Origin of the sequence: Methylobacterium phyllosphaerae, from assembly GCF_001936175.1 — a bacterium.
Taxonomy (GTDB): Bacteria; Pseudomonadota; Alphaproteobacteria; order Rhizobiales; family Beijerinckiaceae; genus Methylobacterium; species Methylobacterium fujisawaense.
This window is the reverse complement of sequence record NZ_CP015367.1, coordinates 2,064,420-2,077,342: the sequence shown is the minus strand read 5'-3', so window position 1 is coordinate 2,077,342 and position 12,923 is coordinate 2,064,420. Positions and strand designations below refer to the sequence as shown.

12 protein-coding genes are annotated in these 12,923 nt (G+C 71.4%); 6 read left to right on the top strand and 6 right to left on the bottom strand.

What is annotated here, in order from left to right; translation table 11 throughout:
- The first annotated feature begins 35 nt into the window (after positions 1-35).
- The 3 genes from modC to MCBMB27_RS09230 all read left to right on the top strand — a co-directional run bounded on the left by modC (position 36) and on the right by MCBMB27_RS09230 (position 3,419).
- Positions 36-1,139 carry a molybdenum ABC transporter ATP-binding protein gene (gene modC / locus MCBMB27_RS09240; protein ID WP_053608378.1) on the top strand — a complete coding sequence of 368 codons (1,104 nt, stop codon included), beginning with the start codon at positions 36-38 and terminating at the stop codon, positions 1,137-1,139.
- 193 nt (positions 1,140-1,332) lie between these two features.
- Complete coding sequence (locus MCBMB27_RS09235; protein WP_043345500.1) at positions 1,333-1,779, top strand: TadE/TadG family type IV pilus assembly protein; 447 nt, start codon at positions 1,333-1,335, stop codon at positions 1,777-1,779.
- On the top strand, positions 1,776-3,419 hold the full coding sequence (locus MCBMB27_RS09230; protein ID WP_053608377.1) for a TadG family pilus assembly protein: 1,644 nt from the start codon (positions 1,776-1,778) through the stop codon (positions 3,417-3,419). The genes MCBMB27_RS09235 and MCBMB27_RS09230 overlap by 4 nt, the downstream gene beginning before the upstream one ends.
- 16 nt (positions 3,420-3,435) lie before the next feature.
- On the opposite strand, the gene MCBMB27_RS09225 is transcribed toward MCBMB27_RS09230, so the two are convergent.
- The 6 genes from MCBMB27_RS09225 to MCBMB27_RS09200 form a co-directional block, all read right to left on the bottom strand.
- Positions 3,436-4,026, bottom strand: coding sequence for a PAS domain-containing protein (locus tag MCBMB27_RS09225; protein ID WP_043355134.1), 591 nt, complete (start codon positions 4,024-4,026; stop codon positions 3,436-3,438).
- A gap of 465 nt (positions 4,027-4,491) precedes the next feature.
- Positions 4,492-5,652 (bottom strand): M20 aminoacylase family protein, encoded by a 1,161-nt coding sequence (locus MCBMB27_RS09220; RefSeq protein WP_075380266.1) that lies wholly within the window; start codon positions 5,650-5,652, stop codon positions 4,492-4,494.
- Between the two features lie 3 nt (positions 5,653-5,655).
- On the bottom strand, positions 5,656-6,933 hold the full coding sequence (locus MCBMB27_RS09215) for a GNAT family N-acetyltransferase (RefSeq protein WP_075380265.1): 1,278 nt from the start codon (positions 6,931-6,933) through the stop codon (positions 5,656-5,658).
- A 209-nt stretch (positions 6,934-7,142) separates the two neighbouring features.
- Positions 7,143-7,577, bottom strand: coding sequence for a lysozyme inhibitor LprI family protein (locus MCBMB27_RS09210; RefSeq protein ID WP_075380264.1), 435 nt, complete (start codon positions 7,575-7,577; stop codon positions 7,143-7,145).
- 42 nt (positions 7,578-7,619) lie between these two features.
- Positions 7,620-8,369, bottom strand: coding sequence for a glycerophosphodiester phosphodiesterase family protein (locus MCBMB27_RS09205; protein WP_075380263.1), 750 nt, complete (start codon positions 8,367-8,369; stop codon positions 7,620-7,622).
- 2 nt (positions 8,370-8,371) lie between these two features.
- Positions 8,372-8,845: a RidA family protein gene (locus MCBMB27_RS09200; RefSeq protein ID WP_075380262.1), complete on the bottom strand. Its 474-nt coding sequence runs from the start codon at positions 8,843-8,845 to the stop codon at positions 8,372-8,374.
- Between the two features lie 372 nt (positions 8,846-9,217).
- On the opposite strand from MCBMB27_RS09200, the gene MCBMB27_RS09195 reads away from it, so the two are divergent.
- From MCBMB27_RS09195 to MCBMB27_RS09185, 3 genes are all read left to right on the top strand, one after another.
- Positions 9,218-10,408 (top strand): aspartate aminotransferase family protein, encoded by a 1,191-nt coding sequence (locus tag MCBMB27_RS09195; RefSeq protein WP_075381910.1) that lies wholly within the window; start codon positions 9,218-9,220, stop codon positions 10,406-10,408.
- 168 nt (positions 10,409-10,576) lie between these two features.
- Positions 10,577-11,557, top strand: a complete 981-nt coding sequence (argF, locus tag MCBMB27_RS09190; protein WP_051045020.1) for an ornithine carbamoyltransferase — start codon at positions 10,577-10,579, stop codon at positions 11,555-11,557.
- A 275-nt stretch (positions 11,558-11,832) separates the two neighbouring features.
- Complete coding sequence (locus MCBMB27_RS09185; RefSeq protein WP_043355216.1) at positions 11,833-12,876, top strand: Hsp33 family molecular chaperone; 1,044 nt, start codon at positions 11,833-11,835, stop codon at positions 12,874-12,876.
- Positions 12,877-12,923 lie beyond the last annotated feature (47 nt).

The window sequence follows — 12,923 nt, the reverse complement described above, 5'->3', positions numbered from 1 at the left end:
ACGCGCCGCGGCCCCTGTTACCCGAGTCCCGCCGCGTGAGCATCCAGGTCGACGTCCAGATCCGGCGCGGCGCCTTCGCGCTCGAGGCCGCCTTCGAGGCCGGGCCGGGGCTCACCGCCCTGTTCGGGCGCTCGGGCTCGGGGAAGACCACGTTGATCGACCTGATCGCCGGCCTCGCCCGCCCGGATCGGGGCCGGATCACGGTCGGGGGGGCCCCATGGGTCGATACCGCGGCGGGACTGATCCTGCCGCCGCATCGGCGACAGGTCGGCGTGGTGTTCCAGGATGCGCGGCTGTTCCCGCATCTCAGCGTCCGGACCAACCTCGGCTACGGCCGCATCTTCGCCCGGCACCGTGCCGACCCGGTGGCCTTCGCGGCGGTGACGGGCATGCTCGGGATCGACCATCTCCTCGACCGGCGGCCTGCCGGGCTCTCGGGGGGTGAGCGCCAGCGGGTGGCGATCGGCCGGGCCCTCCTGGCCAGACCGCGCCTCCTGCTGATGGACGAGCCCCTCGCGGCCCTGGACGAGGCCCGCAAGGCCGAGATCCTCCCCTACATCGAGCGCCTGCGCGACGAGGCCGGCATCCCGATCATCTATGTCAGCCACGCGGTATCCGAGGTGGCACGGCTCGCCACCACGGTGATCGTGCTGGAATCCGGGCGCGTGGCCGCCGCCGGCCCCGCGGAAACGATCCTGCGCCGGGCCGATCTCGTCCCGATCCACGAGGCCGAAGCCGGCGCGCTGCTCGACATGGTCGTCGAGGCCATCGATGACGCCACCGGGCTCACGCGTCTGACGGGCGCCGCCGGGCGCCTGCTGGTGCCGGGGCTGTCGCGCCCGCCCGGAACGCGGCTGCGCGTCCGGATTCCCGCCCGCGACGTGCTCGTCGCCACAGAGCGCCCTCGCGGGCTCAGCGCCCGCAACGTGCTGGCGGGCCGGATCTGCGGGCTCGCCCCGGCGGGAGCCGAGACGGCGGTGGAGATCGATTGCAACGGCGCGCGCCTCGTGGCGCGCGTCACCGCCGCTGCCGTCCGCGAACTCGGGCTGGTGCCGGGGCGCGACGTTCATGCCATTATCAAGAGCGCGGCCTTCGATCCCGCCGGCATCGGTCTGCTGCGGCCGCCGACGGCCATCTGAGGCCGCCCCGGCGCGACGGCGTCGGCGCCGCACGCGGTGGCGCAGCGCGGTCCCCCCTGCCGGCGCCGCACCGGAGCGGCTGTTTTCGCCCAAAGGTTGTATAATCGACGATTAAAACAACCATTGGTTAGAAGATCGGCGCCACCATAGGTCGTGCAGTCATCGGGCTGCGCGACCCGTGGAGGGCGATGCGATGGACTTGCGGCGCTTGCGCCGGCGTGGCGCGCCGAAGGGGTGGACCTGCCGGCGGGGCAGCTCCGCGGTGGAGTTCGCCCTCGTGGCGCCCATGCTGCTCCTGCTGTTCGCCGGGATCGCGGTGTTCGGGATCTGTCTCGGCGCGGCCCACAACCTCCGCCAGATCGCCGCGGAGGCGGCACGCGCCTCCGTGGCGGGCGTCACCGATTCCGAGCGCGCCAGCCTCGCCCAGAAAATGGTGAACCAGAGCCTGAACGCCGGCGCGATGTTCCGGCCGGGCAGCATCGTCGTGCAGGTCGGGCCGGATCCCAGCGACGCCACGGTGTACACGGTCACCGTCACCCTCGACGCCACGACGCTGGGCATCAACGTCTTTTCCCGCCTGCTGCCGATGCTGCCGAGCGTGCTGCGCAGCACCGTCAGCGTTCGAAAGGGCGGCCTGTGACCGCGCCGCGCGCAGGCCGGGCACGGCGCTTCCGGGCGGCCCGGGGCGGCAACGTCGCGATCCTGGTCGCCCTCGGCAGCGCGATGCTGATGGGAGCGGGCGCGGTCGGGATCGACCTCGGCATGGTCTTCCAGGCGCGGCGCAAGGCACAGGGGGCGGTGGACATCGCCGCCATGCTGGCGGCCGTCGATCCGGCCCAGGCGGACACGGCGGCGCGGCGCTCCCTCGGCGACAACGGCTACGCCACGGCGACCGCCACGGTCAGCCCGGGCAGCTACGACGCCAGCGCGCCGGGAACCGCGCCCGGCAGCCGGTTCAAGGCCGGCGGCAGCCCGGCCAACGCCGTGCGGGTCGGTCTCTCGACTTCGGTCCCTGTGACCTTCGGCCGGGCGATCGGCCTTCCGGCCGCGGTGCCGCTGCGGGTCACGGGCACCGCGGCGAGCGCGCAGTTCGCCGCCTTCACGATCGGTTCCGGCACCCTGCAACTCCAGGGCGGCATCGCCAACGCCCTGCTCGGCGCGCTTCTGGGCGCCAAGCTGTCGCTCAGCGTCAGCGACTACGACGCCCTGGCGAGCGCCCGCGTGGACGGCCTGCGGGTGCTCGACGCGCTCGGGGCGAGCCTCAACATGCAGGCGGCGAACTACACCGACATCGTCCAGGCGCAGGCCAGCGTCGGGCAGATGTTGATGGCGCTCCGGGTCGCCGCGCAGGACAATGGCAGCGTCGTCTCGGCCCTCTCGGGAATCCTCAACGCCCTGCCGAATGCCGGCAACCTCATCGCGATCGGCCAGGTGGACGGGCTGGGCGATGCCGCGGCACTGGCGCCGCCCCGGGGCTTCGCCGGCCCCTCCCTCAACGTGCTGAACCTTCTGGGTGCCGCGGCCGCGCTGGCGAACGGCCAGAACCAGGTGGCGGTCGATCTCGGGGCGACCATTCCGGGCCTGCTCGCGACCCGCTTGACCCTGGCGATCGGCGAGCGCAAGCGCAGCTCGGGCTGGGTCCGCCCGGGCAGCCCGAACGCCACCGTGCAGACCGCGCAGACCCGGCTGCTGATCGAGGCCACGGTCACGGCGCCCCTCGGACTCGGGAGCCTCACCCTGCCGGTCTACGCCGAGGTGGCGCCCGCCCAGGCGACCCTGCGGTCGCTCACCTGCGCGGGGCCCAGCGGACGTCAGGTCACCCTCGACGCGCAGACCGGGCTGGCGACCCTCGCGATCGCCGGCGTGCCGCGCACGGCGATCAACGGCGGCAGCACAGGTCCGGACCTCTCGCAACCGGCCCCCCTGATCGCCCTGCCGCTGATCACCGTCTCCGGCCGCGCGCTGGTGACACTGGGTACGGGCGCGCAGACCCTGACCTTCTCGGAGGCGGACATCGCCAACCACACCGTGCGCTCGGTCGCGTCGGGCAACCTGACCCAGTCGCTGACTGGCAGCCTGCTGCGCAACCTCACGCTGAACATCAACGGGATCGGCGTGGCTCCGCTGCTCCAGTCGGCCCTGACGACGACCCTGGGCGCCGTGGCGCCCGCGATCGACCTCGTGCTCGACAACGTGCTGCGCAGCCTCGGCCTGCGCCTCGGCTACGCCGATCTCGATGTCGACGGCACCCTCTGCAGCCAGGCCGTTCTGGTGCAGTGAGCCGGGCCGGCCCGGTTCAGTGGCCGCGGCCGCGCGCACCGGTCGTGGAAGCCTTGGCGATGTGCCGGCCGAGGTGCAGCAGCAGCATGTCGACGAGGAGCTGAAGCTCGGTATCCGCCACCCCTTCCAGGGCGTCGCGGCATTCGAGGGCCCGATCCACCGCCTGCGTGAGCGCGTCCGCGGGCTCCGCCGCCGCAGCCGCGGGCGGCGACGCATCGGTCACGTCGATGATGATGCCGTGTCCGAGGCGCCGGCTCGACGCGCCCGCCGGAATGCGACCGCGATCGAGGATCCGGCGGACCTGGCCGGAGGGCGACAGCGTCCGGTACTCGGCCACGAACAGGCCGCCGCGCGCGCGCACCGCCTTGAACTGCCGCACCACGGCCGGCCGGTCCTCGGGATGAACGCAGGCCTTGGCGACCGAGAGCGGGAGCGGACGTCCGGCGAGCCCGGAATCCCCGGCCAGAACGTCGGCGGCGCCGGCATCAAGGATGCACCGCTCGTCCCGCGGCGACCAGGACCACGCACCGATGATCCCGGACGCGTTCAGCGCGGCCGCGAGATCGACGGGCCGAGGACGGGGATCTTGGATCGCGTCGGCAATCATGGGCGATCTCCGATTCCGGCGTGCCGCATGCACGCATTCGCCGGAGACATACAACCTTTGATAGAATTAATGAGCAGTTAACTCAACCCATAGCGAGGCATCTATCCCGGTACGCGACTGAGCCTCCATCACGATTCTCTTTTCCCGGCAGCGGGTCCACTTCGTTGCGCTCGCCTAACGACCCGCCCAAGTTGCAATCCCGGCAGCACGTCAACCGAGTTGCGTGAGCAGCGTGAACGCGCCGAAAATCAGAACCGCTCCCACCGAGGCGGCGAGCAGGATCAGCGCCGCGCGGGATTCCCGTATCTCCGGTGACATGGCGCCCTCCCATCACGGCCCGTGTTGGTTCGCGGGCTGGTTGCGTCAAGAATCGCACCGATCGGTCGGTCTGTCGACGGTCGCCTGCGCCCAGACCCATCATCGCCCGCCATCCGGACAGCTCCGGACGGCGGGGACCGCCGGGCGTCAGGCGGCGGTGCGCCGCTCCACCATCCGGGCGAGGAAGGCGCTGCCGATCGGGATGATCGAGTCGTCGAAGTTGTAGCCGGCATTGTGCAGGCCGGGACCCGGATTGGCGCCGAGCCAGACATAGGCGCCGGGCACCGCCATGGTCATGTCGGCGAAGTCCTCGCTGCCCATCTTCGGCACGACGTTCGCCTCGACCTTGTCGGCGCCCAGCAGCTCGGTGGCGACCTCCGTGGCGGCGGCCGCCTGCTCGGGGGCGTTCTCCAACACGGAGAACACGTCCTGCAGGTCGACCGTGACCTCGGCGCCGTAGGCCGCGCCGAAGCCCGCCGCCAGCTCGCGCATGCGGGCGCCGGCGAGGGCCCGGATCTCCTTGTCGAAGGTGCGGATCGTGCCGGCGAGATGGGCCGTCTCCGGGATGACGTTGTAGGCGGAGCCCGCCTCGATCCGGGTGATCGACAGCACGATGGATTTCAGCGGATCGGCGTTGCGCGACACGATCGACTGCAAGGCCTGGGCGAGGCCGGTGGCGATGATGATCGGGTCGACGCCCCGGTGCGGCTGGGCCGCGTGGATGCCCTTGCCGCGGATGTGGATGTCGAAGAAGTCCGCCGCCGCCATGATCGGCCCCGGCCGCAGCTTGATCATGCCGTGGCCGCCGCCCGGCTGGTTGTGCAGGCCGTAGATCTCGTCGCAGGGGAAGCGCTCGAACAGCCCGTCCTTCAGCATGGCCCGGGCGCCGCCGCGGCCCTCCTCGGCCGGTTGGAACACGAACACCGCGGTGCCGTCGAAGTCGCGGGTCTCGGCGAGGTAGCGCGCCGCGCCCAGCAGCATCGTGGTGTGGCCGTCATGGCCGCAGGCGTGCATCTTGCCGGCATAGGTCGAGCGATAGGGGAGGTTGGTCTCCTCCTCGATGGGCAGGGCGTCCATGTCGGCGCGCAGGCCGATCCGGCGGCCGTTGTCGGTACGGCCCTTGAGCAGTCCCACCACGCCGGTGCCGCCGACGCCGCGATGCACCTCGCAGCCGAAGGTCTCGAGGAGGTCGGCGACGATGCCGGCGGTGCGCACCTCCTCGAAGCCGAGCTCCGGATGGGCGTGCAGGTCGCGGCGCAGGGCCGTCAGCTCTTCGGCATAGGTCTGGATGCGGTCGATCGGGCTCATGTCTTACGGACTCTCGGGGGCTGACGTCTTGGAGGGCGAGGTTTCGGAAGGCGCAGCGCCGTCGCAGGCACCGCCCTCGTCCGTGCGCCGGAACGGCGTCAACGTGTCGAGGACGTCCACCGCCTCGGCGACGTGGGCGCGCTCCCGCTGCAAGTAATCGGCCACCGCGCGGCGCAGGGCCGGGTCGGCGATGTCGTGGGCCGAATGCATCAGGACCGGCCGGTAGCCGCGGGCGAGCTTGTGCTCGCCCTGGGCGCCCGCCTCGACCCGCTTCAGGCCTCGGGCAATCGCGAAGTCGATCGCCTGATAGTAGCAGATCTCGAAATGCAGGAAGGGGTGGTCCTCGATGCAGCCCCAGTTGCGCCCGTAGAGCGCCGTGTCGCCGATGAGGTTGATGGCCCCGGCGATGTAGGTGCCCGCGCGCTTGGCCATCACGAGGAGCACCCGGTCGGCCATGCGCTCGGACAGGAGCGAGAAGAAGCGGCGGTTGAGGTAGGGCCGTCCCCATTTCCGGGAGCCCGTGTCCATGTAGAAGGCGTAGAACGCGTCCCAATGGGCCTCGGTGATGTCCGCGCCGGTGAGGTGCTCCACGGTGATCCCGGGCGCGAGGGCGTCGCGGCGCTCCTTGCGGATGGTCTTGCGCTTGCGCGAGGCGAGGGCGGCCAGGAAGTCGTCGAAGGTGGCGTAGCCGTCGTTCTGCCAGTGGAACTGCTGGTCGGTGCGCTGCAGGAAGCCGGCGGCGCCGGCCCGCTCCCACTCCGCCTCGCGCATGAAGGTGACGTGGATCGACGAGGCCTTGGTCTCGCCCCGCAGCGCCCGCAGGCCCGCGACGAGGCCGGCGGTGGCCTCGTCGGGATCGGCCCCCGGCGCGATCAGGAAGCGGGGGCCGGTCACCGGCGTGAACGGCACGCTGACTTGCAGCTTCGGGTAGTAGGCGCCGCCGGCCCGCTCATAAGCGTCGGCCCAGCCGTGATCGAACACGTACTCGCCCTGGCTGTGGGATTTCAGGTAGCAGGGCGCCACGCCGAGGCGCTCGCCGTCGCGCTCGACCGAGATGTGGAGCGGCAGCCAGCCGGTCCTGCGGGAGACGCAGCCCGAATCCTCCAGCGCCGACAGGAAGGCGTGCGACAGGAAGGGATTGTGGGTCTCGTCGCCCGCCGCCAGCGTCTCGGCCGAGAAGGCGCAGGCATCCCAATCCGCGGCGCCGATCTCCTTCAATCCGGGAAGCGCCCGCACGGTGAGTGCGGCGGTCTCCGGCGTCGGCCCGGGTGCTTGCTTCATGGGCCGGAATCTAGCCTGTGCCCCGCAGGGAGCAAGCGGGCGGATGCGCACGGCAGCCATGGCTGCCTTGTCAGATGGCCGCCGCCGTCACCCGCTGCGCGCGCCGGACCCGCCGTCGCGCGCTTCCTCGACGGCTTGCTCGACGGCGTGCGCGACGGCGCGGATACGGGCCTGAGACCCGAACGGGACGCCGCCGTCGCGGCCCGCGCTCACTCCCCGAGCCGGCCCACGCAGGACACATCGTCCGGCTTGCAGTCGAGGTAGCCCTTCAGGATCTTGGTCCGCGCGTCGGTCAGGCCCTTCAGGCAGCCGTTGTACTCCATCGCGTAGGCCGAGCCCCCGTCGAAACCCATGGTCTCAAGGAAGCAGGTCGCGTCCCGGTACGACAGCCAGGCCTTCTGGGCGCCCCGCAGGGCGTCCTTCGTCTTCGGACCGACCTTCTTCATCAACTGCCCATAGACGGCGTTCAACGCCGTATCGGCGGTCCGATAATCGGCACCCGCGCAGGCGTTGAGATCCGCCTGGGTCGTGCCCTCGCACGGGTCGGCCGCAGCGGCGGGCACCGGGGAGAGCAGGGTCGCGGCGAGGGCGAGCCCGCCGCAGAGCCGCACGAACCGTGTGCGCGATTCACTCGAAACGGTCATGGCGGTCTTCGTCGTGACGAATCGGACGGGTCTTAGGAAAATTTACGGGACGAATCCCTCGAACACCATCTGGTCCGCGTGTGCGGCGGCCCGGGCGCGCTGCTCCTCGGTCCGGACCGTCCAGGTCATCACGGGGACCCGTCCGAGCAGCCGGCAGAGATAGGTCGGCGCGCAGGGCAGGTCGTCCACCCGCCAGGACAGGAAGTCGGGCCGGGTCTCGGCGAAGTGCAGCAGGTCGGAGAGCGACCGGCGGAGCGAGGGCGTCAGGGCCGCGTAGACGGGATCGTCCTGCGTCGTCTCCGCCACGATGCCCCGCGGGATCGTGGCAGGGCAGAGATCGCGCAGGGCCGCGACCACCTGCGGGTCGAAGGATTTCAGCGCCACCGGCCCGGCATAGGCCGCGGCGACCTCGGCGGTGCGGGTCGCGAGCCGCAGGTCGCCGTCGTAGCGGGACTTCACCTCGATCACCACCGGCACGACCCCGGCCACCGCCGCCAGGAAGGCCGGCAGCGTCGGGATCGTCTCCGCGGACCCGGCGACTTTGAGCGTCCCGAGTTCGGCGGCCGACCGTTCGGCCACCGCCTCGCGCGCCGTCGTGAGGCGGCCGAGGGCGGCGTCGTGGAACACCATCGCCTCGCCGTCGGCACTCAACTGGACGTCGCACTCGATGGCGAAGCCGCCCGCGACCGCCGCCCGGGCCGCCGCCAGCGTGTTCTCCGGCCGGCCCGCCGCCCGGTCGTGCAGGCCGCGATGGGCGATCGGCCGCGCGGTGAGCCAGTCGGGGGCGCCCACCGTCAGCGGACCTCGAACATCGCCTCGACCTCGACGGCGGCGTCGAGGGGCAGCTCCGCGACGCCGACGGTGGAGCGGGCGTGGCGCCCGCGGTCGCCGAGCAGCTCGACCATCAGGTCGGAGGCGCCGTTCATCACCCCGGCCACCGCCGAGAAGCCCGGCGCCGCGTTGATGAAGCCGCCGAGCCGCACGCATTGCACCACCGCGCGGTCGAGGTCGCCGACCGCGGCCTCGAGCTGGGCGAGGACGTTGAGGGCGCACAGACGGGCAGCCGCCTTGCCGGCTTCGGCCGAGACCCCGCCGCCGACCTTGCCCTTGTGCTCGGCCGCGATGGCGCCGTCCGCGCCGAAGCAGACCTGGCCGGAGATCACCACGAGGTTGCCGGTGCGCACGAACGGCACGTAGTTGGCGACGGGCGCGGCCGCCTTGGGCAGGGTCAGGCCCAGCGCCTCCAGGCGTTCCTTGATCGAGCTCATCGGGTTCTCCCTGGTTCCTGCGAATCCGCGGGAGCAGGAGCACGGCCGCGCCCCGCGGCGCAAGGGCCGCGCGCCGCGAAGGCTCGGATCGCGGCCTCGATGACCGGCCGCGGCGGCGGCCGTCCAGCCTCCGTTTCGCGGGCTCGCGATTCGCCGACGGCGCACGGCAAAGCCGCGGATTCGTCCCAGAGATCAGCTCTGTCCGTGCTCCGTGCAGGCCTGCCCGGCGGGCCCACCTGACATTGAAACGTTGACAGGAGCCGGCTCTTTCATAGTAATCGCGCGCGTGCCGCCCAGGACTGAGGCGGCACTTTCATTTGGAGCCGGCTCAACGCTGGCTCCCGGATCCTGCATGAAACGGAGATGGGACCCGTGACGTCAGCCCTTCTGCCGACCTACGTCCGCGCGCCGCTCGCCTTCGAGCGCGGCGAGGGCGCCTGGCTCGTGACGGAGGGCGGCGAGCGATACCTCGATTTCGGCGCCGGCATCGCGGTGAACGGCCTCGGCCACGCCCATCCGCACCTCGTCGGCGCGCTCACCGAGCAGGCGGGCAAGATCTGGCACACCTCGAACCTGTTCCAGATCCCCGGCGGCGAACGCCTCGGGCAGCGGCTCGTCGATGCGACCTTCGCGGACGTGGTGTTCTTCTGCAACTCGGGCGCGGAAGCCAACGAGGCGGCGATCAAGATCGCCCGCAAGTACCACGCGGCCGACGGCCATCCGGAGCGGTACCGGATCATCACCTTCGCGGGCGCCTTCCACGGGCGGACCCTGGCGACGCTCGCGGCCGGCGGACAGCAGAAGTACATCGAGGGGTTCGGGCCGAAGGTCGAGGGGTTCGATCAGGTCCCGGCCGGCGACTGGGCGGCGCTGGAGGCGGTGATCGGGCCGGAGACGGCGGCACTGATGATCGAGCCGATCCAGGGCGAGGGCGGCGTGCGGGTGATTCCCCACGCGGACCTGCGCCGGCTGCGCGAGATCTGCGACGCGAAGGGCCTGCTTCTGATCATGGACGAGGTCCAGACCGGCGTCGGCCGCACCGGCCGGCTGTTCGCCCATGAATGGTCCGGCATCACGCCGGACATCATGAGCGCGGCCAAGGGCATCGGCGGCGGCTTTCCCCTCGGCGCCTGCCTCGCCACCCGCGAGGCGGCCCGCGGCATGACCGCCGGTACGCACGGCACCACCTTCGGCGGCAACCCCCTCGCCATGGCGGTGGGCAACGCCGTGCTGGACGTCGTGCTGGAGGAGGGCTTCCTCGATCGCGTCGCCCGCTCCGGCCTGCTGCTCAAGCAGAAGCTCGCGGCTTTGCGCGATCGCCATCCGCACGTCATCGAGGAGATCCGCGGCGAGGGGCTGATGCTCGGCCTCAAGCTCGGCGTGCCGAACACGGATTTCGCCGCCGCCGCGCGGGACGCGCACCTGCTGGTGATCCCGGCGGGCGACAACATCGTCCGCCTGCTGCCGCCGCTGACCATCGGCGAGACCGAGATCGACGAGGCGGTCCGGCGCCTGGACGCGGCGGCGTCCAGCTTCGAGGCCGTGCGCGGCGCGGCCGAGTAGGACCGATCCGAGAGTTTCAGAACACCGCCCTCCGGATGCCGGGGGGCGGCCCGAAGCATTTCCGGGTGCGGTCGATCCCGCCGCGCCTGACGGAGATGCCCCTGCCAGGAGGTAGAGTGCGGTTCATGATCAGGTGATCGTTGAGCAGACTCTAGTTATTGTGACGCGATGAAAGCCCAGATTGACGGCCGGGCACAGGCCCCGGCCAGGCACCTGAACGGTGCCGGCCCTCGTCATTTCCTCGATCTGAAGGACTTTTCCGGAGCAGAGCTGCGCCGGGTCCTCGATGCCAGCGCCGCCATCAAGGGGCGCCGTCGGAAGGGCGAACTGGCCGCGGAGCGCCCCCTCACGGGCAAGACCCTGGCGATGGTGTTCGACCGGCCCTCGACCCGCACCCGCGTGTCCTTCGACGTGGCGATGCGCGAGCTCGGCGGCGAGACCTTGATGCTCACCGGCTCGGAGATGCAGCTCGGGCGCGGCGAGACCATCGGCGACACCGCGCAGGTGCTGTCCCGTTTCGTCGACGCGATCATGATCCGCATCCTCGACCACGGTCAGATGCTGGAACTGGCCGAGTACGCCACCGTCCCGGTGATCAACGCCCTGACCAAGGTCTCGCATCCCTGCCAGATCATGGCCGACGTGCTGACCTTCGAGGAGCATTGCGGGCCGATCAAGGGCCGCAAAGTGGCCTGGTCCGGCGATGCCAACAATGTGCTGGCGAGCTGGGTCCATGCGGCCGCGCGGTTCGACTTCACGCTCAACATCGCGAGCCCGCCCGAGCTGGCCCCGCCCCCCGCGCTCCTCGCCTGGGCGCAGCAGGAGGGCGCCGACATCCACGTCACCACCGACGCCTTCGCGGCGGTGGAGGGCGTCGATGCCGTGGTCACCGATTGCTGGGTGTCGATGGGCGACGACGACGAGGCCCACCGGCACAACCTGCTCAGCCCCTATCAGGTCAACGCCAAGCTGATGGCTGCGGCGAATCCGGACGCGATCTTCATGCACTGTCTCCCGGCCCATCGCGGCGAGGAGGTGACGGCCGACGTGATGGACGGCCCGCGCTCCGTGGTGTTCGACGAGGCCGAGAATCGCCTGCACGCGCAGAAGGGCATCCTGGCTTGGTGCCTGGGCGCGAACGGGCTCTGATCCGGTCGATGTCACCGGCCTCGCGCTGGCGGGGTCGGTGCACCATATGGGCGTGAGCGGTCGGCCGGTGCCGTCCGCCTCCCCATCATGGCTGCCGTCAGGCGGCATCCCGGCGACGGACGGCGCGCGCAGCGCGGCGGCTCCGACTCCGGGCCGGTCGGGGTGAGGGATCCGATCGCTCCGCCAAGGTCATCGCCTCACGCCGCCCGGTCCGCCGGGAGGACGGATCCACGCCTCGCCGGCACGACATGCCGGACGCATCGATCGGAGAGGGCATGACCTCAGGAACCCAGTCGCATTCCCCGTCTCATTCCCCGTCGCAGCCCGAGAATGCCGGCAACGGCCAGGCAGGGGCGGACGATGCCGTGCTGCCCTTCGCCGTCGAGGCGCTGGACGTGCGCGGACGCGTCGTGCGGCTCGGTCCCGCCGTGGATACGATCCTGCGCCGCCACGGCTATCCGGACCCGGTGGCACGCCTCCTCGGCGAGGCGGCGGCGCTGACGGTGCTGCTCGGCTCCTCCCTCAAGTTCGAGGGCCGGTTCCAGCTCCAGACCAAGACCGACGGTCCGGTCGCGATGATCGTGGTCGATTTCGAGGCTCCGGACCGGCTGCGCGCCACCGCGCGGTTCGACCCGGCGCGCGTGGCCGCCCTCGGCACCGGCCCGCTCGCGGATTCCGACCTGATCGGCACCGGCCATCTGGCCATGACCATCGACCAGGGCACGGCCGCCAGCCGCTACCAGGGCGTCGTGGCCCTCGAGGGCCAGAGCCTGGAGGAGGCCGCGTATCAGTACTTCCGGCAGTCGGAACAGATCCCCACGCAGGTGCGCCTCGCCGTGGCCGAGGCCGTGGAGGAGGGGGCCGGACGCTGGCGGGCCGGCGGGCTGCTCGTGCAGTTCCTGCCGCAGTCGGTGGACCGGGCGCGCCTCGCCGATCTGCCGCCGGGCGACATCCCGGAGGGGCACAGGCATCTCTCGGGCGAGGCACCGGAGGACGATGCCTGGGTCGAAGCCCGCTCGCTGGTCGCCACGATCGAGGATCACGAACTCGTCGATCCGCATGTCTCCAGCGAGCGGCTGCTCTACAGGCTGTTTCACCAGCGCGGGGTGCGGGTGTTCGACCGCCAGCCGGTCCGGGAGACCTGCCGCTGCTCGCGTGAGCGCGTGATGGGCATGATCCGCTCGTTCTCCCCGCAGGAGCGCCACGACATGGTGGCCGATGACGGACGCATCGTCATCACCTGCGAGTTCTGCTCCCGGCGCTACGATCTCGATCCCCAGGAGGTCGAGGCGGAGGTTGCCGGACAGCCGACCCAGTAGAGCGCCGATCGGCGCAAGCACGGATCCGCAGACCTGTGCTTATGGCC